24 protein-coding genes and 1 pseudogene are annotated in these 25,383 nt (G+C 43.6%); 10 read left to right on the top strand and 15 right to left on the bottom strand.

What is annotated here, in order from left to right; all coding sequences use genetic code 11:
* Positions 1–36: 36 nt before the first annotated feature.
* The 3 genes from yejK (at position 37) to R7E38_RS14615 (ending at position 3,714) form a co-directional block, all read left to right on the top strand.
* Positions 37–1,035: a nucleoid-associated protein YejK gene (yejK, locus tag R7E38_RS14625; RefSeq protein ID WP_005380723.1), complete on the top strand. Its 999-nt coding sequence runs from the start codon at positions 37–39 to the stop codon at positions 1,033–1,035.
* An 82-nt stretch (positions 1,036–1,117) separates the two neighbouring features.
* The gene (locus R7E38_RS14620) at positions 1,118–2,446 is read left to right on the top strand and encodes an Hpt domain-containing protein (RefSeq protein ID WP_080996147.1); all 1,329 of its coding nucleotides are present in this window, start codon (positions 1,118–1,120) and stop codon (positions 2,444–2,446) included.
* Positions 2,447–2,550: 104 nt separating this feature from the next.
* Positions 2,551–3,714: a chemotaxis protein gene (locus R7E38_RS14615; RefSeq protein ID WP_226083892.1), complete on the top strand. Its 1,164-nt coding sequence runs from the start codon at positions 2,551–2,553 to the stop codon at positions 3,712–3,714.
* Between the two features lie 90 nt (positions 3,715–3,804).
* Here R7E38_RS14615 and nhaC read toward each other — a convergent pair whose 3' ends face one another.
* Positions 3,805–5,238 (bottom strand): Na+/H+ antiporter NhaC, encoded by a 1,434-nt coding sequence (nhaC, locus tag R7E38_RS14610; RefSeq protein ID WP_206954792.1) that lies wholly within the window; start codon positions 5,236–5,238, stop codon positions 3,805–3,807.
* Between the two features lie 431 nt (positions 5,239–5,669).
* Between nhaC and asd the strand changes: the two genes are divergently transcribed.
* On the top strand, positions 5,670–6,785 hold the full coding sequence (gene asd / locus R7E38_RS14605) for an aspartate-semialdehyde dehydrogenase (protein WP_005380727.1): 1,116 nt from the start codon (positions 5,670–5,672) through the stop codon (positions 6,783–6,785).
* A 57-nt stretch (positions 6,786–6,842) separates the two neighbouring features.
* Here the strand turns inward: asd and R7E38_RS14600 are convergent, their stop codons facing one another.
* Together R7E38_RS14600 and R7E38_RS14595 are read right to left on the bottom strand one after the other, a co-directional pair.
* Entirely contained in the window at positions 6,843–7,706 is an 864-nt protein-coding gene (locus R7E38_RS14600; protein WP_005380728.1) for an ion transporter, read from the bottom strand.
* 35 nt (positions 7,707–7,741) lie between these two features.
* Positions 7,742–8,380, bottom strand: a complete 639-nt coding sequence (locus tag R7E38_RS14595; protein ID WP_005380729.1) for a YchE family NAAT transporter — start codon at positions 8,378–8,380, stop codon at positions 7,742–7,744.
* Between the two features lie 650 nt (positions 8,381–9,030).
* On the opposite strand from R7E38_RS14595, the gene adhE reads away from it, so the two are divergent.
* Positions 9,031–11,733, top strand: a complete 2,703-nt coding sequence (gene adhE / locus R7E38_RS14590; RefSeq protein WP_005380731.1) for a bifunctional acetaldehyde-CoA/alcohol dehydrogenase — start codon at positions 9,031–9,033, stop codon at positions 11,731–11,733.
* Positions 11,734–11,876: 143 nt separating this feature from the next.
* Here adhE and R7E38_RS14585 read toward each other — a convergent pair whose 3' ends face one another.
* From R7E38_RS14585 to sodB, 3 genes are all read right to left on the bottom strand, one after another.
* On the bottom strand, positions 11,877–12,620 hold the full coding sequence (locus R7E38_RS14585; RefSeq protein WP_005380732.1) for an SDR family oxidoreductase: 744 nt from the start codon (positions 12,618–12,620) through the stop codon (positions 11,877–11,879).
* Between the two features lie 134 nt (positions 12,621–12,754).
* The gene (locus R7E38_RS14580) at positions 12,755–13,258 is read right to left on the bottom strand and encodes a VC2046/SO_2500 family protein (protein ID WP_033907342.1); all 504 of its coding nucleotides are present in this window, start codon (positions 13,256–13,258) and stop codon (positions 12,755–12,757) included.
* Between the two features lie 154 nt (positions 13,259–13,412).
* Positions 13,413–13,997: a superoxide dismutase [Fe] gene (gene sodB / locus R7E38_RS14575; protein WP_005396533.1), complete on the bottom strand. Its 585-nt coding sequence runs from the start codon at positions 13,995–13,997 to the stop codon at positions 13,413–13,415.
* A 285-nt stretch (positions 13,998–14,282) separates the two neighbouring features.
* On the opposite strand from sodB, the gene R7E38_RS14570 reads away from it, so the two are divergent.
* The 4 genes from R7E38_RS14570 to R7E38_RS14555 all read left to right on the top strand — a co-directional run bounded on the left by R7E38_RS14570 (position 14,283) and on the right by R7E38_RS14555 (position 17,147).
* Positions 14,283–14,618, top strand: a complete 336-nt coding sequence (locus R7E38_RS14570) for a Grx4 family monothiol glutaredoxin (RefSeq protein WP_017635833.1) — start codon at positions 14,283–14,285, stop codon at positions 14,616–14,618.
* A 417-nt stretch (positions 14,619–15,035) separates the two neighbouring features.
* Entirely contained in the window at positions 15,036–15,611 is a 576-nt protein-coding gene (locus R7E38_RS14565) for a hypothetical protein (RefSeq protein WP_033907341.1), read from the top strand.
* A 193-nt stretch (positions 15,612–15,804) separates the two neighbouring features.
* Positions 15,805–16,191 (top strand): hypothetical protein, encoded by a 387-nt coding sequence (locus tag R7E38_RS14560; protein ID WP_226083894.1) that lies wholly within the window; start codon positions 15,805–15,807, stop codon positions 16,189–16,191.
* Positions 16,192–16,517: 326 nt separating this feature from the next.
* Positions 16,518–17,147 (top strand): DsbA family protein, encoded by a 630-nt coding sequence (locus tag R7E38_RS14555; RefSeq protein ID WP_017821191.1) that lies wholly within the window; start codon positions 16,518–16,520, stop codon positions 17,145–17,147.
* A 77-nt stretch (positions 17,148–17,224) separates the two neighbouring features.
* Here R7E38_RS14555 and R7E38_RS14550 read toward each other — a convergent pair whose 3' ends face one another.
* Together R7E38_RS14550 and rnt are read right to left on the bottom strand one after the other, a co-directional pair.
* On the bottom strand, positions 17,225–18,550 hold the full coding sequence (locus R7E38_RS14550; protein ID WP_005384889.1) for a Na+/H+ antiporter family protein: 1,326 nt from the start codon (positions 18,548–18,550) through the stop codon (positions 17,225–17,227).
* A 28-nt stretch (positions 18,551–18,578) separates the two neighbouring features.
* Positions 18,579–19,223, bottom strand: a complete 645-nt coding sequence (gene rnt / locus R7E38_RS14545; protein WP_226083895.1) for a ribonuclease T — start codon at positions 19,221–19,223, stop codon at positions 18,579–18,581.
* Positions 19,224–19,564: 341 nt separating this feature from the next.
* Here rnt and motY point away from each other — a divergent pair, with 341 nt between their 5' ends.
* Entirely contained in the window at positions 19,565–20,446 is an 882-nt protein-coding gene (motY, locus tag R7E38_RS14540) for a flagellar protein MotY (RefSeq protein WP_005384887.1), read from the top strand.
* Positions 20,447–20,566: 120 nt separating this feature from the next.
* Here motY and R7E38_RS14535 read toward each other — a convergent pair whose 3' ends face one another.
* The 7 genes and pseudogenes from R7E38_RS14535 to R7E38_RS14505 all read right to left on the bottom strand — a co-directional run.
* On the bottom strand, positions 20,567–21,001 hold the full coding sequence (locus tag R7E38_RS14535; protein ID WP_005384886.1) for a DUF2753 domain-containing protein: 435 nt from the start codon (positions 20,999–21,001) through the stop codon (positions 20,567–20,569).
* 150 nt (positions 21,002–21,151) lie between these two features.
* Positions 21,152–21,568: a lactoylglutathione lyase gene (gene gloA, locus R7E38_RS14530; protein WP_005380739.1), complete on the bottom strand. Its 417-nt coding sequence runs from the start codon at positions 21,566–21,568 to the stop codon at positions 21,152–21,154.
* Positions 21,569–21,600: 32 nt separating this feature from the next.
* Positions 21,601–22,242 (bottom strand): endonuclease III, encoded by a 642-nt coding sequence (gene nth / locus R7E38_RS14525; protein ID WP_005380743.1) that lies wholly within the window; start codon positions 22,240–22,242, stop codon positions 21,601–21,603.
* A 64-nt stretch (positions 22,243–22,306) separates the two neighbouring features.
* Complete coding sequence (locus R7E38_RS14520) at positions 22,307–22,999, bottom strand: electron transport complex subunit E (protein WP_226083896.1); 693 nt, start codon at positions 22,997–22,999, stop codon at positions 22,307–22,309.
* Positions 22,999–23,631, bottom strand: a complete 633-nt coding sequence (gene rsxG / locus R7E38_RS14515; protein WP_005380747.1) for an electron transport complex subunit RsxG — start codon at positions 23,629–23,631, stop codon at positions 22,999–23,001. The genes R7E38_RS14520 and rsxG overlap by 1 nt, the downstream gene beginning before the upstream one ends.
* Positions 23,632–23,638: 7 nt before the next feature.
* The gene (gene rsxD / locus R7E38_RS14510) at positions 23,639–24,685 is read right to left on the bottom strand and encodes an electron transport complex subunit RsxD (RefSeq protein ID WP_226083897.1); all 1,047 of its coding nucleotides are present in this window, start codon (positions 24,683–24,685) and stop codon (positions 23,639–23,641) included.
* Positions 24,685–25,383, bottom strand: a pseudogene (locus R7E38_RS14505) (electron transport complex subunit RsxC); the annotation flags it as partial. The gene rsxD and the pseudogene R7E38_RS14505, both read right to left, overlap by 1 nt.

Genomic DNA, 25,383 nt, shown 5'->3' with positions numbered 1-25,383 from the left:
CCATCAACTAAAACCTTGTAGCAAGATAAAATCACTATGAGTCTTCATCTTTCAAACGTTATTCTGCATCAACTGTGCAAAAACGATCAGGACGAGCTGGTTGTAAACTTTCGTCCAGCATCATTAGAGAACGATGCATCTACAGAAAACTTAGTCGCTGAGCTTCACCGAGTATTCCATTCTAAAGCTGGTAAAGGTTTTGGCGCTTTCCAGTCAGACAGCGAATTTCAATTTTGGCTTCAAGAAATGCGCAAAGGAGAGCGAGACTTTTACGACTTCTCACAAATTAGTGCAAATCGCTTGAAAGAAGAGTTGATTAAGTACCCATTTGCGGATGAAGGTATCTTGGTTTTCGCTGAGTATCAGAGTTTAGCAACGGACTACCTGTTCATCGGTATCTTACCAATGAATCAGAGTTTAAAAGTGACCGAAGGTTTGGACATCAGTGCGACAGATTACCTTGATATCACCAAAATGGATATTGCCGCACGCATCGACCTGTCGAGCTACGAGACCGACAAGGAATCCAATCGTTATCTGCAATACATTAAAGGACGCGTTGGCCGTAAAGTGGCGGACTTCTTCCTAGATTTTCTGCAAGCGGATATTGGCTTAGATACTAAACAACAAAACTTAGTGTTGATGCAGGCGGTGGATGATTTTTGTGCTGACTCGAAGCTGGAAAAGCAAGAAGTGAACGAGTACAAGAAACAAGTTTACGACTACTGCAATGAGCAAATTAAATCCGGTGATGAGGTTCAAATCTCAGAGCTTTCCGGAGAGCTTCCTCAAAGCCAAGATGGCACGAGCTTTATGGATTTCACCAAAGAGCAAGGGTACGAGCTTGAAGAGTCTTTCCCAGGTGATCGTGCGACGGTTCGCAAACTGACTAAATTTGTTGGAGCTGGTGGTGGTTTGAATATTAGCTTCGATAGTCTCTTACTTGGCGAGCGTATTTTTTATGATCCAGAGACGGATACCTTAACGATTAAAGGGACGCCTCCAAATCTAAAAGATCAGTTAAGTCGCAATTAAAATCATATCGTTAAATAAAGAGAGCAAACGGCTCTCTTTTTTTATGTGAATAAGAAACATCCATAGTATATGCTTGTAATTAATGGAGATATGCGAGGGGCAAGTGTTGCTGAAGCTAAAAGAAGGAATACGGCGGTTTGTTTGGTTCTGGTTCGTTTTGTGGTGTGTTTTAGCACTTGGCATTTGGCTGCAAGCCAAACAAACGATTCAAACGATTTCGACTGTAAATGAGTTAGGAAGTAAAGTTGAAGAAGTCAGGCACTTTTTTAACTTCGATCTGCCTTACCGTGTTAAACACGTCGACCAAATTTCACTGAAACTTCAGTTGGCTTATGCAGTTCGCTTACAGCTTGAAAGTGAGTTTTCTGAAGGGAAAATCACACCAGACATCACTCAATTACTTTATACGACCGACCGATTTTTAGAAAGTGCTCGAGCTTTTGTAAGAAGTGACAGTGAATTGGTTTCGTTAGCAGAACAGTTACGAAGCAGCCGTGCTCGAACAGAAAACTCTGAGCAAATTCAGGCAATGTACTATCGCTTAGGTGCGCTTGTTTTTGAGTCTGTCTTTAGTGACTCTGCAACGAATAGCGATACTTACCGTGACTTAGACCGACTTTTTATTGAATCAGAGACGCTCTCTCCCGAAGAGCGAAGTGCTCTTCAGCGCCAGCTTGCTCAAACCTCAAGCGCACTATCTGCTCAGGCACAGGGCAGTTATTTATCCAATCACCTGCTTAATCCAGATTTCCCGAACCAGTTAACTTCGATAAATGATCAGTTGGAACAGAAGCTAATGACTTTTATTGTTTGGTTGTCTGTAATCAGTGGTTTGCTCCTTTTCCTCATTTCATGGGGAGCCTTCTCCCCAAAAACGATTCAACCGATACCACTACCCAGAACCGATGATAAAAAGTCAGAGCAAGTTGGCGATGATGAAAATGGAGCTAACGCTGTTCCCTCAGCTCAGTCAGAAAATTTTCAAAACGTCCAAATGAACGAAGAAAGTTGTAATGAGGTGAATTCATCACAAGTGGAAGTAGTGGAACGTGAGCCGTACATAGATATCAATAAAATGTTAGATTCTCTGTCTGGTGACGAGGGCGCTGTGCGGATGTTACTGGAGGTCTTTATTCAGGATCACTCTGGCGATGGCACTAAAATGTATCAGCTGTTAGAAGAGGATAAAGAGCAAGCGCAAAGAGCCGCACACAGTCTTAAAGGGGTCTCAGGGAGTTTAGGTGCAATGCCATTGCACTGTATTTCGGGTGATATTGAACTGTTGATTAAACAAGGGCAAAAAGTGCCGGAAGAGAAGTTGGCATGTTTAGATGATGTCCTAAAACAAACCATACTTTTTGCTAATAATGTTCTCAATAGTGAAAAGATAACAGAAGCGCTAACAGATTGATATTGCTCTGACTTAATGTCATAAAAGTTGAGGTAATAAAGGCTCGAACTATATGACTTAGTTCGCTTTATTCCTGTTCTATACAATTTGTTAAAGGTGTTTTCATGTCCGTTCGCCGAATGTCTTCAATGATGTTGATAGGGCTGGTTATGATGCTTTCAGGGTGCTCCCTGCTCGAAGTCAAGATCGAGAGTCAAACCGTCCCCCTTACCAAACAAGAGCTCAATATGCGTCTTTTGACTCGTGAGTATGCGCAGCAGTTTTTTGCTCAGGTTGAGCAAGCAGCAGACGCACTACACGAACAATATGAGCCTCATGATAAAGTTCATCAATCTTATATTTTACTTTGGAAGATAAATGCTGAAGAAGGCATCCAAGCTTCTGCATACCAAGTGTCCCCAATGGCTGCACTGATTGATACATGGACTTTCACGCTACAAATGGAACAGTTCTTTACTATCGCTTCTGGTAATGAGCTCTTTGCGTCTGATGAGGCTAAGTTAGTTTCCGTTTATTTAGCGAAAGAGGTAGATAAACTGGCTCAATCTTTATTGAAGAAAGAAGCATACATCAAGACAAAAACGTTTGTTGCAGAGTTCGCCAAGCAGCATCCATTCGCTGATTTAAGCATGATTAGGACTCCGGCTTACCGTAGGTGGTTAGATGCAAACCAAATTAGCGAAGAGGAAGCCGTTACAACGCTAGGCACGATGCCAGAAGCACTTGGGGATGTCTCTGATCGTCTAAGTCTGGTATCAGAGCAGACACCAAAAATGATGACGTGGAAAGCGCAGTTGTTGGCCTTGAATAGCTCTGCCAGTATCGAAAAAGTCAATGCGGCGCTCAATAGTTTGCAAGTTACCGCTGATTCGATGAGGGATTTTATCGATAACAACCCAGAGTACATGCGTTATTTGGCAGAACAAATGGCGCTGGAGTTACAACCTTTGGTTGACGATATCGATCAAAGGACGGAGGCGCGTTTATCTCAGTTGGGTGAAGAACGCCAAGCTATAGAGCTGATGGTTGCCAGAGAGCGCCAAGAAATCGCACAGATCATTACCCATGAGCGCGAGAAGTTTGCTCAAGATATGGATCGAGTGTCGCAAGAGGTTGTGAATCTCGCCATGACTAAGCTGATTGAACTTGTCAAAAGTACCATCATCTACTTTATTCTGTTCATTGCCGTTATATTCTTTGCACCGCTTGGATTGGGCTATTGGTTTGGGAAGCGTGCAGCCGTGAAAGCGCCAGTCAAACAAAGCTAACGATTTGTTTTGGAAATAAAAAAAGAGCGCTTTAAAGCGCTCTTTTTTAGTATTGAATTCGGAAGGGAGGTTCTTCCTATCTCTGCGAAGTTAAGCGGTTTGCTGCTTTAATTCGCCTTCAGCTTCTTCAACTGCTTCTGCTGTTGGTTCGCACTTATCAACAAACCAACCCATGTAAGAAGTGAAGATCGTTACGATGATACATACAAAACTCAGCCACATGAACGGGGCATAAGACAGTGTAGCAACACCCAAAATACTGGCCATGTAGATACCGTTGTCACTCCAAGGGACCATACCTGAGGTTAGCGTGCCGCCAAATTCTGCGTTACGAGACAAATTCTTACGTTTGTAGCCTAGACGGTCATAGTTCTTCGCACAGATTTTTGGGGTCAGGATAAGTGAAACGTACATCGCTGAACCAAATACGTTGCCCATAAAGGCCGTACCAATTGTGCTTGTTGCCAATGAACCTGCACTTTGAACGCGTTTTTCAAACAGCTTCGCGATAGTCTCTAGCACGCCTACTTTATCTAGTAGACCGCCAAAACCAAGGCCGAATACGATAACCGCTACCGACCCAAGCATTGAAGACATGCCGCCACGGTTAAGGATTGAGTCAATGAAATCTACGCCAGATGAGATTGCAAACGGAGCCCAAGCCGTGTTGAACGCGGTTAGGAAATCGACATCTTGGATCATCACTGCCCAAATAATACCTAGCAGAGAACCAAAACTGATCACTGGGAATGAAGGCATACGCATCGCTAGAAGTGACAATACGATGACCACAGGAACAAATGAGTAAGGGGTGATGTAGAACTGCTGTTCCATCGCCTTAATGACAGAGTCTACCTGGCTCATGTCAACTTGACCTGCGTAGTGGAAGCCAAATGCAGTAAACATAATGCCTGTAATAATGTAGCTAATGAGTGCTATCGGCAACATGCCTTTAATATGTTCCATCACTTCAACGTTAGACATAGATGAAGCAAGGATTACTGAATCCGATAGAGGCGACATTTTGTCACCAAAGTAACAGCCTGAAAGTACGGCACCTGCAGTGATTGGCGCAGGAACACCAAGACCTTGACCGATGCCCATCATTGCAATACCTGCCGTGCCAGCCGCACCCCAAGATGTGCCAGTCGCTAGCGCAGTCAATGAACAGATGATCATGGTCGCGAGCAAAAAGATGGAAGGGTGGATTGCTTTAAGGCCGTAGTAAATAATGGTTGGAACAATACCACCAGAGATCCAAGTACCTACAAGCGCGCCAACGGCCAAAAGGATTAAAACGGCTCCAAGTCCATTGGAAATGCCATTTAGTGCTGCTTTTTCCAGATCTTTATACTGATGGCCAAGCTTTATGCCCAATATCATGACAATGAACCAACCGATGTATAGCGCTAGCTGAATCGGTAGGTCTAGCTTGGCTGTGAACGAAAATGCCAGCAGGAGAAATAAACCGAGCGAGATAAATACCTGTATCAAGCTTGGTAGGCGTGGTGTAACTTGCTTCATATGTGCCTCTGTCAATCTTGGAGCAATAGAGGAAGGCGCTCCTTGTTGTAATCGCGCATAACATACATTAACAAAAATTATATTTCGAACATTTGGTGTTTTATCTTGATGTTCGTCGGTAAAAACGTTTGCTTGTGAAATTAACTGTTAGTTTGTTTTAACTTTTTTGGTTTTAAATGTTGTGTAATGTGAAATTATTGTGCTTCATGTGTTATTTTCTCATTGAGTGGTAAGACCAATTAGGGGGCTAAAGTGCTTTCCCTACTTGAAAAATGGTTAAAACCGCAAACCAAACACTAAAAAATCTCGTGTAACCCGTTTTTTCAGAGGAAAAGGTTAAAAAACGCGCTTATTTACAAAATAGGGGTTGAGATTTTGCTGTGAAAAATTAACTATGGGGTAGGTTTTTTAATACATGGAGAGTTAATACGATGAGAGTTGGTTTAGTTGGTTGGCGCGGTATGGTTGGTTCAGTCCTTATGCAGCGTATGGTTGAAGAGAAAGACTTCGACCTAATCGAACCAGTATTCTACAGTACTTCTCAAGTTGGTATTCCTGCTCCTAACTTAGGAAAAGACGCAGGCTTACTGCAAGACGCATATGATATTGAAAGCTTAAAACAGCTTGATGCGGTAATCACCTGTCAAGGTGGTAGCTACACAGAAAAAGTTTTCCCTGCACTTCGTCAGGCTGGTTGGAAAGGCTACTGGATTGACGCGGCCTCTACGCTACGTATGGCTGAAGATTCGATCATCACACTTGATCCAGTGAACTTAAAGCAAATCCAACAAGGCATCCACGGTGGCACGAACACATTTGTCGGTGGTAACTGTACGGTTAGTTTAATGCTAATGGGGCTAGGTGGTCTATTTGAGAAAGGCCTTGTTGAGTGGACAAGCGCAATGACTTATCAAGCCGCATCTGGTGCTGGTGCGCAAAATATGCGTGAGTTGATCTCGCAAATGGGCGTTATCAATGACTCTGTGAGCTCTGAACTTGCAAACCCATCAAGCTCTATCCTAGATATCGATAAGAAAGTTGCGGATACAATGCGCAGCGGCTCTTTCCCTACCGATAAATTCGGTGTGCCACTAGCTGGTTCGTTGATCCCATGGATCGATGTGAAGCGCGATAATGGTCAGAGTAAAGAAGAGTGGAAAGCGGGCGCTGAGGCGAATAAAATTTTGGGTTCTCAAAGTTCACCTGTTCCAATTGACGGTACTTGTGTGCGTATTGGCGCGATGCGTTGTCACTCTCAAGCACTTACTATCAAGCTTAAACAAAATGTACCAATGGACGAAATCGAAGAAATCATCGCCACTCATAACGATTGGGTGAAAGTGATTCCTAACGACCGTGACATCACTGCTCAAGAGCTAACGCCGGCAAAAGTTACGGGCACAATGTCTGTACCAGTGGGTCGTCTACGTAAGATGGCAATGGGTGATGATTTCCTAAATGCTTTCACTGTTGGTGACCAACTGCTTTGGGGTGCTGCGGAGCCATTGCGTCGTACTCTGCGAATTATTCTGTCTGAGAAAGCATAATCACATCAATCCTTTATTTGATGACAAAATAAAAGAGCTCCTTAGGGAGCTCTTTTTTCATGCGTCGTCTTCCGTTCGAACGACTCTTTTGTCTGGATCGGCCAGTTCACTACCACAATGTTTACAGTAAATTGCGTCAGAGTCGTGCCCTGCGTGGGAGCAGTTTGGGCATTTCACCAATACTTTGTGCGATTGCATCTCTTGGTGTAATTCGGCAGTGAAAATACCTGTAGGTACCGCCAAAATGGAATAACCCAGTAACATGGTGAGTGATGCAAGCCCTTTACCTAGGTCTGTTTGAGGGACCAAGTCACCATAACCAACCGTTGTGATGGTCACGATCGCCCAATAAATACTTTTAGGAATGCTAGTAAATCCGTTTTCAGGTCCTTCAATGATAAAAATCAATGAGCCGAAAATCGTTACCATAATGGCGACGGAACTAAAGAAGATAAAAATCTTTCTGCGCGCCATAAGCAGTGAACGTAAGAGGATATTGGACTCTTGGAGGTATCGGACTAACTTGAGTATGCGGAATATTCGCATCACTCGCAGCGCCCTGATCACACCCATAAACGAAGCGGATGGGAAGAAGAGTGCTAAATAGGTGGGCAAAATCGCAAGTAAATCGACGACACCATAAAAACTCTTTGCGTAGGCGGCAGGTTTAGGAGAGCAATAAAGCCTTAGAAGGTATTCAATCGTGAATAGGCCAGTAAATGTGTATTCAATAAACTTCAGCTCTTTTTCCCACTCGGCCCGAACGGAGGGTATCGAATCTAACACCAGTACGATTAACGAACTGATGATCGCGATAATGAGAGCAATATCGAACGTTTTACCAGCTTTGGTATGAGTACCAAAAATGGTGACATATAGAGTATGTTTAAGAGAGTCAGTCGTCATGACAAAGCGATCCATTGTTGAATCGCTCTATCATACAATTTTATAGAAACTCAGGCTAATCCTGGAAATAAGTTGCGTAAGCCATTCGCAATGAACTCTATGCCAAGCGCGCCCAATATCAAACCCATGATACGAGTAATGACGTTGATTCCAGTTTGACCTAAAAATCGTACGATCAATGGGGCAGAGCGGAATAATAGCCATGAACAAAGGCAGAACAAACCAATCGTAATACTAATGCCCACGGTATCGAACATGCTTGGGTAGCGTGCACCATAAACAATAGTCGAACTGATTGCACCAGGACCTGCCATTAAAGGCATTGCAAGAGGGACCACACCAATCTGTTCACGACTGACGTATTCCGTTTTCTCTTGTTTGTTCTGCTTATCTTCCCCCAGTTTACCGCTCATCATCGAGAATGCGATGCTAAGTAATAGCAACCCGCCAGCGACACGAAACGAATCCAGAGAAATACTGAACATGTCTAACAGTAACTGACCAGCAAAAAGCGAAATGATCAGGATGATCGCAACAGCCACATTTGCTGTTGTTGCCGTATTGCGCTTTTCGTCTGGTGTCATATGCCCGGTTAGTGACACAAACACAGGCATGATACCAACAGGGTTTACTGCGGCGACCAAACCGAGAAAAAACTGCAAGAAGATAGCAAGTTCAAAAGTTTGCATGTTGCGTACTCATCAAAGTTCACATTAGTGAAAAGGAGAAGGGGTAATTTGGGCGTAATGTAAGGCAAAAGTTAGGTTGTAAGAAATGAAAAAAACTAACGCATTCCCTGCCATTTAAGTGAGAAAAACTAATTCTTTAATAAACTGTATCTAATCTGGAAAGGAAATGTTACGTATAAAGTTGCTGATAAATTGCACTGTTTTACATAAACGTTAACATTCGCACATTTTTGATAAAAACCAAGGTGGTTTGTAGAGAGATGTATTCGGTTCGATATACTCTCAGTAGCACAAAGAATTGGGCCTACATGTAATTTTGTTGGTCAAAAATGAAACTTTTTTACAGGTTGTTGTAGTTTCTTTTATTTATTTGTCCATTTGCTTCTTTTTTACTCAATAAAAAATGAAAGTTAATTTATTTGTTTATCAGTGATTTATGTCATTTTGGTGTGATGAGGCACCACTTTGGTAGTATTTAGGTGGTGAGAACTGATCCAAGTCAATTTTTTTCACACTCTGAAATATTATACTCAGTCCTGAAAGCAATTTACTAAGACGTTTGTTTTCTAAGTGACTGATAAACAGTAAAAACGATAAGTAATAGCCTTAGTAAAAAGTTTTTAATATTTGTTAATTTTAGGAGATTCCCTATGCCTGTAACTAATATGGCTGAACTAGATGCAATGGTTGCTCGCGTTAAGAAAGCGCAAGAAGAGTTCGCTACTTACTCTCAAGAGCAAGTAGATAAAATCTTTCGTGCAGCATCGCTTGCAGCTAACCAGGCCCGTATCCCGCTAGCTCAACAAGCGGTAGAAGAATCTGGTATGGGTATTGTTGAAGATAAAGTAATCAAGAACCACTTTGCTTCTGAGTTTATCTACAACAAATACAAAGACGAACAAACGTGTGGCATCTTAGAAGAGGATGACAACCTAGGTACTATGACTATCGCTGAGCCTGTAGGCATCATCTGCGGTATCGTACCAACGACTAACCCAACTTCTACAGCGATCTTCAAATCTCTAATCTCTTTGAAGACTCGTAACGGTATCATCTTCTCACCACATCCACGTGCGAAAAACTCAACTAACGATGCAGCTAAACTCGTTCTAGATGCAGCAGTAGCAGCAGGCGCACCAAAAGACATCATCGGTTGGATCGACCAGCCTTCTGTTGAGCTTTCAAACGCTCTAATGAAACACGATGACATCGCGCTTATCCTTGCAACTGGTGGTCCAGGCATGGTTAAAGCAGCATACTCTTCTGGTAAGCCAGCAATCGGTGTAGGTGCAGGTAACGTGCCGGTTGTTATCGATGAAACAGCAGACATCAAACGTGCTGTTGCTTCTATCCTTATGTCTAAGACTTTCGACAACGGGGTAGTATGTGCTTCTGAGCAAGCTGCAATCGTAGTTGATGAAGTATACGACGAAGTGAAAGAGCGTTTTGCTTCTCACAAAGCTTATGTCCTAAGCAAAGCAGAAGCTGATAAAGTTCGTAAAGTGCTTCTTATCGATGGCGCGCTAAACGCGAAAATCGTAGGTCAGCCAGCAGCAGCAATCGCTGAAATGGCAGGCGTTAAAGTTCCAGCAGACACTAAAGTTCTTGTTGGTGAAGGTCTGGGCAAAGTATCTCACGATGACGCATTCGCTCACGAGAAACTATCTCCAACTCTAGGTCTATTCCGTGCTGACAACTTCGAAGACGCGGTTGCTCAAGCGGTAACTATGGTTGAGATTGGTGGTATCGGCCACACATCTGGTCTTTACACTAACCAAGATACTAACGCTGACCGTATCCGTTACTTCGGTGACAAGATGAAGACAGCTCGTATCCTAATCAACATCCCGACTACTCACGGCGGTATCGGTGACTTGTACAACTTCAACGTTGCGCCATCTCTAACGCTAGGTTGTGGTTCTTGGGGTGGTAACTCTATCTCTGAGAACGTAGGTCCTAAACACCTAATCAACAAGAAAACTGTAGCGAAGCGAGCTGAAAACATGTTGTGGCATAAACTACCTAAGTCAATCTACTTCCGTCGTGGTAGCCTTCCAATCGCACTGGGCGACCTAGAAGGTAAGAAACGTGCATTCCTAGTAACTGACCGTTTCCTATTCAACAACGGTTACGCAGATGACGTAGTAAGCCTACTAAAAGCTCAAGGCATGGAAGTTCAAACATTCTTCGATGTTGAAGCTGACCCAACACTGTCTGTAGTAGAAAAAGGTGCGGCTCAAATGGCTAGCTACCAACCTGACGTTATCCTAGCGCTAGGCGGTGGTTCACCAATGGATGCAGCGAAAATCATGTGGGTAATGTACGAGCACCCAGAAACTCACTTTGAAGAACTAGCAATGCGCTTTATGGACATCCGTAAACGTATCTACAAGTTCCCTAAAATGGGTAAAAAAGCTGAGCTTGTATGTATCACTACAACTTCAGGTACTGGTTCAGAAGTTACTCCATTCGCGGTTGTTACTGACGACAAGACTGGTGCGAAATACCCACTAGCTGACTACGAAATCACGCCAAACATGGCAATCGTTGATGCGAACCTAGTAATGAACATGCCTAAGTCTCTAACAGCATTTGGTGGTTACGATGCCGTAACTCACGCTCTAGAAGCTTACGTTTCTGTTCTTGCTAACGAATACTCAGATGGCCAAGCTCTTCAAGCACTTAAGATGCTAAAAGAGTACCTACCATCAAGCTATGCGAACGGTGCAAATGACCCAATCGCTCGTGAGAAAGTACACAACGCAGCTACTATCGCTGGTGTTGCATTTGCGAACGCATTCCTAGGTGTTTGTCACTCAATGGCTCACAAACTGGGTGCTGAGTTCCACTTGCCACACGGCCTAGCTAACGCACTACTTATCTCTAACGTGGTACGTTACAACGCGAACGACAATCCAACTAAACAAACTGCGTTCTCTCAATACGACCGTCCACAAGCACGTCGTCGTTACGCTGAAGTTGCTGACCACCTAGGCCTAAGCCAAGAAGGTGACCGTACTGCTCAGAAGATTGAACGTCTACTAGCATGGTTGGATGAACTAAAAGTTAACCTAGACATCCCAATGTCTATCCAAGCGGCAGGTGTTGCTGAATCAGATTTCGTAGCGAAACTGGATGAGCTAGCGGTAGAAGCGTTCGATGACCAATGTACTGGTGCGAACCCACGTTACCCTCTAATCAGCGAACTTAAAGATGTGTTGATGGCTTCTTACTACGGTAAAGCATTTGTTGAAGGCGAAACTTTCGAAGGTACAACTGTTATCAAGAAGAAAGCAGACCAAGAAGCAGCAAAAGCAGCACCTAAAGCAAAGAAAGAAAAAGCTGACGCGTAATTAAAAAATCGAGTGAGCAAGGTTTTCGCTAGCACGGAACCTTAATCGGGAAAAGGTTAAAGCCTCAGTCAAATGACTGGGGCTTTTTTTATTTTGGTGCAGGATTTACATCTGGCTTGGGAAAACAGAGTTGCTGTGTATGCTTACACTTCGGTCGCAACTACTCGGCCACTGAAGTATTCATTCGCGACGATGTATGCTGTGTTGCGGACTAGTTCGTCTTGGATCTCAGCCCAGTGCCTCTCGTTGAGCTCTTCTTTTGTATGATTTACCGAGGGAATAACGCCGCCCACTCGAATGTTGAATGGTGTGAGTTCTTTTGCCCAGCTGTGAGTAAAACCTGACACCAACGCCGCCATGCTTTCAACTCCCGTAAAGTCTTCATGGTTGTCATGAGAAATGACGTTAACAATGACGCCTTTCTTGTTTCTGGCTCGAAAGCGCTCTGCTCCTACTTGGCCGTAGGTATAAAGGAAGCGTGCCGCAGACGACAAGTGATCAATGTAAGTACTCATTGGTTCTGGCGCCATTAAGCCAGGCATAGGGGAGCTGGTCCAGCAATTAACAATCACATCTGGTGTCGCACGTAGCTGTGATTCTATCTGGTCAAACAATAAGTTAATGGACGTTGTGTTATCACTACACACATTCATCGCATACACTTTGTCAGTGAAAGCGCTGATTTGCTCATAGCTCGCTCTCAAAGCGCTAGAATTTTGGTCACAAAGAATCAACGTTGCTCCAAGGTGAGCAAAGTGATTTGCACAGGTTCTTCCTATAACCGAACCTGCAGACGTGACGAGAATAATTGATTCTTTGATATCCATAGCACCTTCACTGTATCCATATGTGAAAAACAATACACCAGTGGTTTGTGCTAATAGCATGGTTGAAATTCGTTGGGTTCAGTGTGAAAGGCTTCAAACTAACGCTTTCGAGTGAGGACTATTGTGCGGTAATTTGTAAGATGTCACATTTCTGACGTGTAGGTATTGCAAGCTATTGGATAAAAAGCGGATCTCTATGCTTTAGCTTGAATTTGATGCTGACGTTGAGCCGTCACTAGCTGATTATATAGCCCAGCATCTGGGATCAGTTGTTTGTTGCGTTCGCCCAATCTGCGTCGCTCATGACCAGATAGGTTGTGATAAACCTCCTCTGGTAGGTTGAATGTGTCTTCAGGCAGGTAAGTCAGCGCATCTGGTTTTAGGTAATGGCTCAGCTTTGCGGAAGGCAATCCTGCATCGTGAAACTGTTTCGCTTGTTCAGCTGCGAGTTCATAGCTGCTGCTATCAGAACGAAGAGCTTGAGGTTGCGATAAACCCAATTGTTGGCGAAGAATACTGTCACTGGTGATGACTTCCTGGACCTCTTCAACTGGGACCACATCGCGAACATCATTAGAGAACATAGACAGAATCAGCGAGAAATCCGCACGACGACCTTCGTGTACGGCATGGTTAATACCATTACCGAACTGAAGTTCGTTGATAATTGCAGCTTTGTCTAACGTATGAATTTGCATGATGTTCCTCGCTCGATGCTCTTTTAACGGCGTGGATAAGAAGAACTTTAGTAAAAGAGGGAATTATTTAAAGGTGCTAGGGAAGGCGAAACAAAAAAGCCCGCTAAATAGCGAGCTTTTGAATAAGACTAAATTGAACTTAGGGGGAAGTATATTACTTCGCTAGGTTCTCAGCTACGAAGTCCCAGTTTACTAGAGCCCAGAAGCCGTTCATGTAATCAGGACGTACGTTGCGGTAATCGATGTAGTACGCGTGTTCCCATAGGTCAACAGTTAGAAGTGGTGTTGTACCTTCTTCTGTTAGAGGAGTAGCAGCGTTAGAAGTGTTAACGATCTCTAGAGAGCCATCAGCTTTCTTAACAAGCCAAGTCCATGAAGAACCGAAGTTGTTGATTGCTGAATCAGTAAACTTCGCTTTGAATTCTTCAAAAGAACCGAATGCTGCGTTGATTGCGTCTGCAACTGCGCCAGTTGGCTCGCCGCCCGCATTTGGAGCAAGACAGTGCCAGTAGAACGTGTGGTTCCAGATTTGCGCTGCGTTGTTGAATACGCCACCAGTAGAAGTCTTGATGATCTCTTCTAGAGTTTTGCCTTCGAACTCAGTACCAGGGATAAGACCGTTAAGCTTAACAACGTAAGTGTTGTGGTGCTTACCGTGGTGGTAGTCTAGAGTCTCTGCTGAGATGTGTGGTTCTAGTGCGTCTTTCGCGTAAGGAAGAGCTGGTAGTTCAAATGCCATTACTCGATTCTCCATTGATTTGAAAGGATGACCTTTCGATTGCTTCCAGTGTTTTTTTATAGCTATGTCGCCTTTAAGGCTGACTTGCTAAGTATTTTAGCAAGTTTTTACTTTATTAAAACCCCGATATGAAAATATTTTAAGAGGTTAGCAGTGGTGAAGTGCTGCATTGCTCGCCAATGAGCAATCTAAAATTAAGCCTTATTAATTATATGGTTTTTATTCTGTCGTTATTGAGTAGAATGTGGCAAATAAATAAAGTTCAAACCCATGAATGAGGAAGCGATGGAAACTATCGACAAAATCAAACAGCAGATCTCTGAAAACTCAATCCTGCTGTACATGAAAGGATCACCGAAACTACCTAGCTGTGGTTTCTCTTCTCAAGCGTCACAGGCACTAATGGCATGTGGTGAGAAGTTCGCTTACGTAGACATTCTGCAAAACCCAGATATCCGTGCTGAGTTACCAAAGTACGCGCAATGGCCAACTTTCCCTCAACTATGGGTTGAAGGTGAGCTTATCGGCGGTTGTGACATTATTCTAGAAATGTTCCAAAAAGGTGAACTGCAGCCTCTAATCAAAGAAGCAGCAGCGCGCGCTGAAGATCAAGCTGAGTAATTCGTAAATACTCACATTTAGCGATAGAATACGAAGGAGCCGTACTGGCTCCTTTTTCTTTTTAGGTTAGTGGAATGAACATAAAGCTTTGTTCTAACTGCCTATCTCGTAAACCTCGCGAAGCCATGTTAATCCCGCCTAGTGTATACAAAAATTCCAGTATGAATTTTGATGTATATTGGCGTGTAATTACGATGTATGCTGCCATCTATTTCGTAAAGTCGTTTTCAAACATCATTGCTTACACGTCTTTGATAAGGGAGTTGCTACAAATGGTATTTGGTTAAGGAATTACACTAAAGGCAATTTAACTCCCCAGAATTTTTAGGCCAACTTATTTCGGCACAAAATGCACTCGAAGAGTAAGCCCCATCATAAATCAGCATTGGACGCTAAGAACCAAGTTTTGGGAGGATTATGACAGTTTACAAGATAATAGATAATTTAAGAGAATTTCAAACGGTCTGCTCTGGTCCCGATGAAATCGCTAGCCAGTTAGGTGACTTCGACTATTTTGAGAGGATCTTATTACAGGCTATTAAAAACCAATCTCTGCAAGATATTTGGAAGCCTGTGGAGGTAAAGTTTCAAGATGTATTTAAGTACAATTCTCTATTGCCTGATATTAGTTTATGGGCGCGAACATACCTTGTTTTATCTCCGAGGGCATATGAAATATTGAATGCTTATCTAAGTGAACACGGGGAGTTTTTACCTGCTAACTACCAAGGTGGGCAATGGTATTTATATGCATCACTGACTTTTGGACAGGAAAACAAGAGAAAGTGTGTAGAAAAAATCGCATATGGGAGCCGAGATGGGTTAGATACCCTTGTTTTTATTGACGATGATGTTAAAGACAAAATGGTTTTCAAGTCTCGGTTAGAAGGAGCGGGCACCTTGTACTGTACAGATAAGTTTAAGGCTTTGTGTGAACAAAATCAGCTCAATGGCATCATGTTTTCTTCTAATTTGACAGATCCATTTAATTAGTGATTTTTATTAATATGAAAATACTATTTCTCTGATTTTGAGGTTTGTAAGCACTGTAATGGTCGACGAGAAAATTAGCTTTCTCCTCTAAAACGCAGCTTTTTTAGGCCTGTTTCCTTCATGAAAAATGATTTGAAAAGTAACTTACCCATAGGTAGCACTTGGTAGTAAAACATGAGGAGTTGATAGATTAATGACGGTTTATAAAATTTTCGACTGTCACAATGAATATAAAATCGTGAGCACTACGCCTAGCTCTGTAGCTAGGCAGTTAGGTGACATGGATTTAATAGAAAAAATCTTTGTGCAGCCATTAGAAAACTTTTCTTTCAAAAGTATATGGGGTGAAGTAGATATTGAGTTTGAAAATGTTCTCAAGAAAGACTCATTACTTCCTGATATCAGTTTATGGTTACGGGTTTTCTTAGTGCTTTGCCCTAAAGCTTATGCATCTTTAAAAGAGCCATTGAGCAAAGTAGGCGAGTTCTTATCGATTCGCTATAAAGAAGAGGAATGGTACCTGTATACACCGTTGGAGTTTGGGCAAGAAGATGAAGATAAGTGCGTCCAAAAAAATTGAATATGGCAGCTTAGCAGGTGTAGAGGTGTTAGTATTTAATGAAAGCGACGTTGCAGAAAAGGTTGTTTTCAAGTCAAAGATGCTAGGAGCGAGCTTTCTGTATTGTACTGAACATTTTAAGAGTTTGTGCGAACAAAATGAGCTAGGTGGGCTAGAGTTCTCAGCTGACAGACTTGTTTATCTAACCTAAGATCTACAATGAAACTTAACACGCCTCGTATAGACTGGCTTTAGAGCGAATTATTAAGATAAAGCAGTTTTTCAACTTATGAGACTGTATAATTACTCTGAGATTTTGAGATGATTTTAAAGGTTTAATTATTAAAGTGGATATAAAGCTTTACTACGTGCATGACCCAATGTGCAGTTGGTGTTGGGGTTACAAACCAACGCTGGATAAACTAAAACAGCAACTGCCAGGTGTGATTCAGTTTGAGTATGTGGTTGGTGGTCTTGCGCCAGATACTAATTTACCGATGCCGCCCGAGATGCAACAAAAACTCGAAGGTATTTGGAAGCAGATTGAGCGCCAGTTAGGCACTAAGTTTAACTACGATTTCTGGAAGCTTTGTACGCCAGTTAGAAGCACTTACCAATCTTGTCGTGCGGTTATTGCAGCGGGCTTTCAAGACTCTTATGAGCAGATGCTAGAAGCGATTCAGCATGCGTATTACTTACGTGCGATGCCTCCTCATGAAGAAGCCACTCACTTGCAACTAGCGAGAGAAATTGGCTTGAATGTTCAGCAATTCAAGAATGACATGGATGGCTCTTTCTTAGAAGGTGTGTTCGAAGATCAATTGAGCCTTGCAAAGAGCCTAGGTGTGAGCTCTTACCCTAGCTTGGTTCTTAAAATTAACGACGCTTATTTTCCGATTGCCATCGATTACCTGTCGACAGAACCAACCTTGAAGCTGATTCGTGAGCGTATTATTGACAATATGCCAGCGCAATAACCACAGTTATGAATAACAAAAAGCCGCTCATTGAGCGGCTTTTTCGTAACTAATGTATATCCATCCAAACAATAGTATTAAAGCACCATTGCTGCAATCCAACCAAAGATGATTAGAGGGATATTGTAATGGATAAAGGTTGGAACGACTGTTTCCCAAATGTGCTCATGTTGACCGTCGGCATTTAGACCAGATGTAGGGCCTAATGTAGAGTCAGAAGCTGGAGAGCCTGCATCACCTAACGCCGCCGCAGTACCTACCAGTGCAATCGTTGCCATCGGCGAGAAACCGAATGCTAGCGCAAGAGGCACATAGATAGTTGCAAGGATTGGAATCGTAGAGAACGATGAACCAATGCCCATTGTTACTAATAGACCAACGATCAGCATCAGTAGTGCAGCTAGAGGCTTATTGTCACCGATGCTGGTTGATAGCGATTGTACTAGTGTTTCAACACCGCCAGTTTGCTTCATTACTGCTGCAAAACCTGCCGCTGCGATCATGATGAAGCCAATCATTGCCATCATGTGTACACCTTTAGTGAACACGTCGTGCGTCTCTTTCCATGCGATAACGCCGCCGAAAGTGAACACCATAAAGCCAGCTAGAGCACCGATAATCATTGAACCCGTGTAAAGCTGAACACCCAAAGCAGCGACAATACCAAGTGCCGCAACTAAGATGTGCTTTTTATTAATGACGTGATCGGTTTCGTCAACGACAGTCAACTCAGTTTCTTTGTAGACACGCGGTTTACGATAGCTCACAAAGATAGCCAGTAATAGACCAAACAGCATCCCTGCACCTGGCAGTAACATGGCGGTTGGGACTTGGCTTGCAATCACATTCTCCAAACCGTTGTCATGTAGGTTCTTTAATAGAATGTTGTTTAAGAAAATACCGCCGAAACCAACAGGTAAGATCATGTAAGGTGTGATCAAACCGAAGGTAAGAACACACGCGACCAAACGTCGATCGAGCTTAAGTTTCGCAAATACGCCCAAAAGAGGTGGAATCAAAATTGGAATAAAGGCGATATGGACCGGAATTACGTTTTGAGATGACATAGTGACAAGAACGAGCGCGACTAACACCGCGTACTTTAACCCGGTAGTTGACGCCGAGTTTTCTTTACCATTTAAGCGCTTGATAACACTTTTGGCCAGTAGATCCGTGATGCCTGATTTCGAGATGGCAACAGCGAAAGTACCTAACATGGCGTAGCTTAGCGCGATAGTTGCACCGCCACCTAGACCACTTTCAAATGCGGCAACCGTATCCCCAAGGCTCATGCCTGCGACTAGGCCGCCTACGATGGCACTAAACGTGAGGGCAACTACCACGTTTACGCGCATCAATGCTAACACGAGCATGACGCACACTGATATAACGACAGGATTCATACTTTTCCTAATATGTTGTGTTTACTTATTATTCTTCGTCGACAAGCGGCCAACCGCCGAGGGCCTTCCATTTGTTGACAATACCGCAGAATAATTCTGCTGTTTTTTGTGTATCGTAAAGCGCAGAGTGTGCTTCACGGTTATCAAATTCCATCCCGGCTGTTTTGCATGCTTTAGCGAGAACTGTTTGGCCATAAGCAAGGCCACTTAATGTAGCCGTATCAAAAGTAGCAAAGGGATGAAAAGGGACTCTTTTTAGTTTACAGCGTTCATTTGCTGCATTTACAAAACCCAAGTCGAATGCTGCGTTATGAGCAACCATAATTGCACGTGAGCAATCTGCGGCTTTTTGTTCTTTGCGAATAAGCTTATAAATTTCCTTTAGCGCCTCTTGCTCAGAAACAGCACCTCGAAGAGGGCTGAAAGGGTCACGAATACCAATGAATTCAAGCGCTTCTTTTTCTAAGTTAGCGCCTTCAAATGGTTCCACATGAAAATGAATGGTGGAGGCCGGATGCAACACGCCATGTTCGTCCATTTTCAACGTAACGGCACAGATTTCTAAAAGTGCATCAGTTTGAGCATTGAAACCAGCGGTCTCAACGTCTACTACCACAGGGAAATAACCACGAAAGCGTTTTTTCAAGGTTAGAGCTTCATTTTCTAGTGTCATGTTGGCTTATTTTTGTGTGACGAAGGCTGCATTATTGCAGATTATACCGATGAGAAAAACCGCAATTTAAGAGAAAACCGGAATTCTATTTTGCATCCAATCAATAAGTTTGTATTGCATATTATGTAGACGTTTATTCGCCATACTTTGCATCATGTAAACCGATAAAACATGAGGAAGTAAAACGCTAAGTGGCGGTTAAGGTGATTGGAACACGGTGGCTCACATTAATGGCATTGTGACAGATAACCCTATATTGGCGAGATTTTTGCATGCCGGTTGAAGTGGTTTTATTGATGCAAATTGACGGCAACAGACTGCCGTTTAAGAGACAGTATTAGATGAAGAAATGGCTGATTACCAGTGGTGTTGTATTTTCGTTGTTTAGCACAAGCAGCTTCGCTTTGATGGGCAAACGTTATGCTGCGACTCCACAGCAATCTCAATGGGAAATGGTGGTCAATACACCATTAGAATGTCAGCTTGTACACCCCATTCCAAGCTTTGGAGATGCGGTATTTTCATCTCGTGCGAATAAAAAAATCAATTTAGACTTTGAGTTAAAAATGCGTCGCCCGATGGGAGAAACACGTAACGTCAGTCTCATTTCTATGCCGCCACCTTGGCGACCAGGTGAACACGCCGATCGAATTACAAACCTAAAGTTTTTTAAACAGTTTGATGGTTATGTCGGAGGGCAAACAGCATGGGGCATTTTGTCTGAGCTGGAAAAAGGCCGTTATCCGACTTTTAGCTACCAAGATTGGCAGAGCCGAGATCAGAGAATTGAAGTCGCATTGTCATCAGTACTATTTCAAAACAAGTACAACGCGTTTAGCGACTGTATTTCAAACTTATTGAAATACAGTTTTGAGGACATTGCTTTTACGATTTTGCACTACGAAAGACAAGGTGATCAGTTAACCAAGGCTTCTAAAAAGCGTTTATCACAAATTGCAGATTATATCCGACATAATCAAGATATCGATCTCGTGCTGGTGGCGACTTACACAGATTCAACCGATGGTAAAAGTGCGAGTCAAAGTTTATCAGAGCGACGTGCAGAGTCACTTCGTGACTATTTTCAGTCTCTAGGGCTACCGGAAGATCGAATTCAAGTGCAAGGGTACGGCAAGCGTCGTCCTATTGCAGATAACGGTTCCCCAATAGGAAAAGACAAAAACCGCCGAGTCGTGATATCTCTAGGGCGAACCCAAGTGTGATGCATATAAAAACGCCGAAGCTGAAAGCTTCGGCGTTTTTGATTTACTGACGTTGTTAATAATATTTTAGTGGTATTTTGCCAAGCACCTTTCGGTGATTCCTGCTGTATAATTTGAATGTTAGTTTAAGCGGAATTTGGCAATGACTTCGCAATTGGTTGCGGTATCTATTTTTTCAACCTGTTTGGCAATAGCTGGATTAGGGTGACGCTTCATAAAGTCTATCAACGCCTTAGTACAGCATCCTATCGAGTCGATAAAGCTTGCACACTCTTTATTTGGGCATTGTGGGATAAGTGTTAAGACTTTCTCAGAGGCCAGTTGAAGGTATTTGAGTTCATAGTCAGTATCTCCAGCCCAACGCCAGAACTGAGCTAAGTTATGACAAGAAATCACAGAAATTAATAATCGCTCGTCCGCCTCAATTTCCACACATTCGCTAATATCTTCACTCAGGCTTAGGGCTTGCTGGTAATGAAGAATGCTGCGAACAGGGTCATCTAGTTGAAGTGCCGTATCGGCTAGAAGTGTGTGTTTTTCCCATTCACTGATCATTATCGTAATCCCGCATATCGAAGTTGCGGACAAATCTAAACGATAACTATTATCAAGTAAAGGGTTTTGTTTATAAAAGGACAGGCAGATCGCAGACCTGCCTGTAATCGGAGTTCAACTTGCAGTACAAGTGATTATTAGAAGTGCCGCTTAGCCTTCAAGACCTGCTGAAGCTTGCTTGTTTTGAATAAGCTCAATCATATAACCATCCGGGTCTTTTACGAATGCAATGTGCGTGCTTCCGCCTTTTACTGGACCTGGCTCACGAGTCACATTACCGCCCGCTGCTTTGATAGCGTCGCAAGTTGTGTAGATATCATCAACACCAATGGCGATATGACCAAAAGCAGTACCTAGGTCATACTCAGTTTTACCCCAGTTGTAAGTCAGTTCGATCACTGCACCTTGGGATTCGTCACCATAACCAAGAAACGCTAGCGTGTATTCGTACTCTTTATTTTCGTTAGTACGAAGCAGCTGCATGCCCATAACTTCAGTGTAAAACTTGATGGATTTGTCTAGATCACCTACGCGAAGCATAGTGTGGAGAATTCGACCGTTTGACATTTTTTGCTCCTAGCTTTGATTTACAAATAGCGTTAGCTATCTGGGTATACTTTCTCTTTATATTCGCACAAATCTTCGATAATGCAGCTACCGCAGCGAGGCTTTCTTGCTACGCACGTATAACGACCATGAAGAATGAGCCAGTGGTGCACATCGAGTTTGAACTCTTTTGGCACAACTTTTAATAGCTTCTGCTCGACATCATCAACCGTTTTTCCCATCGCAAATTTAGTGCGATTCGACACGCGATAAATGTGCGTATCGACGGCAATAGTTGGCCAACCAAAAGCGGTGTTGAGCACGACGTTTGCGGTCTTGCGACCTACGCCTGGTAGCGCTTCTAACGCTGCACGATCTTCAGGAACTTCACCATTGTGTTTTTCCAACAAGATCTTACAAGTCTTGATTGTGTTTTCTGCCTTTGAGTTAAACAAACCGATGGTCTTTATGTATTCTTTTAAGCCATCGACTCCCAAATCAAGAATGCTTTGAGGTGTATTCGCTACAGGGAAAAGCTTATCGGTGGCTTTATTGACGCTTACATCGGTTGCTTGAGCTGATAGTAATACAGCGATTAGCAGCTCAAAAGGGGAGCTCCAGTTAAGCTCAGTTTGAGGATTCGGATTGTTTTCTCGTAATCGCTCAAGAATTTCGATTCTTTTTATTTTGTTCATTGCTGACTTCCAATACCGTCTCTGCGGTTTATGAAAAAGGCTCCTATGACAGAGCCTTATCTTGTTATGCGTTAGTGACGCGAGCACGTTCTATGGTTGGTTTTTCTACTTTCGGTTGACGTGCCTGAATTGAATTATCTATGACATTTTTGAGCGCTACCAACAGCCCAACACCGATAAATGCACCAGGTGGGAGAAGCGCTAACAGGAAGTTATTGTCAAATTGGAAAACTTGAATCCGTAGAGCTGAAGCCCAGTCTCCTAGGAGAAGGTCTGCTCCGTCGAATAGTGTGCCATTACCAATTAATTCGCGCATGGCACCTAAAACAACCAAGACGCTCGTCATACCAAGGCCCATCCACAAACCATCTAGCGCAGCGGGTGCAACATCATTTTTTGAAGCATATGCTTCAGCTCGACCAATAATGATGCAGTTGGTTACAATCAGAGGAATAAAGATACCTAGAGACAGGTACAAACCGTACGCATAGGCATTCATTAACAACTGAACGCAGGTAACGAGTGAGGCAATGATCATAACGAATACAGGTATACGGATCTCTTTTGGCACATAGTTACGGATAAGAGAAACTGTTACGTTGGATCCAACTAGCACGAGTAAGGTTGCAATACCAAGACCTAATGCATTGGTTATCGTGGAAGAAACCGCTAGCAGTGGACATAAGCCCAGCAGTTGTACGAGAGCGGGGTTATTACTCCACATACCGTTTTTCATCAGTAATTTATTCTCATTCATTACTGCTCTCCTTCACAGCCTAACGGCTGGCTAAGAATGTCTTCACGAGATTGGTTTACGTAGTTAACGGTATTTCGCACCACTTTTACGACGGCTCTTGGCGTGATCGTTGCACCAGTAAATTGATCGAAATCGCCGCCATCTTTACGAACTTTCCACGAATTCCAATTGTTTTCCGTGACTTGTTTTCCTGTAAAGCTCAGGATCCAGTCTGTGACACGAAGATCGATTTTATCGCCCAGACCAGGGGTTTCTTGGTGGTTTAGGACGCGTGTCCCCAAAATATTGCCCTGATTATCAATCCCAGTAATTACTTTTATCTCACCATTGTAGCCATCTGGCGCGATAGATTCTATTGCGATTGCTGTTGGTTCACCATTCTTCGTGGCGAGGTAGGCTGGCATCGCACGTAATGTCCCCAGATCTGGAGACGTGACCATTGTACAAGCTTGCGTGAGTGCGTTGTCATGCATATTTTCTGGAATGACTTGATTCAAAACAGAAAGTAATTGTTTTTGCTCTTGTACCTTGATTTGGTCTTTTGTTAGGTACTGAGTAAGGGCGACTAATCCGGTTGTTGCACAGGCAAATATCGCGAGTGTCAGACCATTTTTTCTAATAGCGGTTAACATGTTTACCTCAGTGACCGTAAGTTCTAGGTTTGGTGTAGTAATCGATCAGTGGCACACACATATTTGCAAGCAACACTGCAAATGCAACACCATCTGGGAAACCGCCCCAACTGCGAATGATAAAGACCAAAGCACCAATAAGCGCACCGAAGATTAAACGTCCTTTGACGGTGGTAGACGCCGAAACGGGATCGGTTGCAATAAAGAATGCGCCAAGCATGGTTGCACCAGATAACAAGTGTAAAATTGGCGACGCAGTTTCCCCTGGCGTCAGCAACGTGAACACTAGGCTAAACAGAGTCAGACTCGCAAGGAAACCTGCTGGAATATACCATTGGATGATACGCTTTTTGATCATGACTATGCCGCCAAGAAGGTAAGCAAGGTTTACCCATTGCCAACCAATACCACCTAAGCCATCAAATATCGGCTGCGACATTACTTCGCTTGGAGTGGCACCTGTAAGAATGCCAGTCTTAAATGCATCAAGTGGTGTCGCCATTGTCACGCCGTCAACACCTGAGCGAACTTGCTGAAGTGATAAGCCGTCGTAATCATAGCCCGCAAAAATTAAAGAGAGTGTATCTGCAAAATTTACATGATCAGGTATGAGTGATGTCGGTGCACTCCAACTCGTCATTTGTACTGGGAAAGAGATCAACAAGACCACATAAGCGACCATTGCAGGGTTGAATAAGTTTTGTCCAAGGCCACCATAGAGGTGTTTAGCAATTACTATCGCAAAAATAAGCCCGATCACCATAATCCACCACGGAGACCATGGTGGTATAGCAACGGCTAACAACCAAGCGGTAACTATTGCACTGTTATCACGTAGCGCTCTCATTGGTGAGCGTTTACGACAGATCATGACTAAGGCTTCAAGGGATACAGCGACTGCAATGGCAAAAATCAGCTGAATAAGCGTACCCCAGCCAAAGAAGTAGGTTTGAGCTACTAAACCTGGAAGTGCGCAAAGTGCCACCCATTTCATTAAGTCTGGCGTACTACGACGACTGTGGGTATGCGGTGAACTGGCAATAAAAAACGACACTACTCGTTCTCCTCAGTATTATTTTTATTAGCTTCTTGTTGCGCTTTGCGTGCCTTCGCGCGCGCAATTGCTGCGGCAACCGCGGCTTTCTTCGGATCCACTTCTGGTTCTTCGGAGGTTGCTTCTTCAACAGGCTCTGTTTGCGTTTCTTGCTTCGCTTTGCGCGCTTTGGCTCGAGCGATGGCAGCAGCCACGGCGGCTTTCTTCGGATCGTCGGTTTGCTCGGTAGGTGCGTCAGCTTCTTCCGCTTCAGTTGAGTCTGCTTGTTTCGCTTTACGAGCCTTCGCGCGCGCAATTGCTGCGGCAACCGCGGCTTTCTTCGGATCCACTTCTGGTTCTTCGGAAGTGGCTTCTTCAACAGGCTCTGTTTGCGTTTCTTGCTTAGCTTTACGCGCTTTGGCACGTGCAATGGCAGCAGCCACGGCGGCTTTTTTCGGATCTTCGGTTTGCTCGGCAGGTGCTTCAGCTTCTTCCGCTTCAATTGAGTCTGCTTGCTTCGCTTTTCGTGCTTTGGCTCGAGCAATTGCAGCGGCAACTGCGGCTTTTTTCGGATCGTCGGTTTGCTCGGCAGGTGCGTCAGCTTCTTCCGCTTCGGTTGAGTCTGCTTGCTTCGCTTTGCGCGCTTTGGCTCGAGCAATTGCAGCGGCAACTGCGGCTTTTTTCGGATCGTCGGTTTGCTCGGCAGGTGCGTCAGCTTC

The organism is Vibrio sp. Vb2131, from assembly GCF_033338535.1.
GTDB lineage: Bacteria > Pseudomonadota > Gammaproteobacteria > Enterobacterales > Vibrionaceae > Vibrio > Vibrio alginolyticus.
The sequence above is the reverse complement of the archived record's forward strand: the minus strand, read 5'-3'. Positions and strand labels throughout refer to the sequence as shown.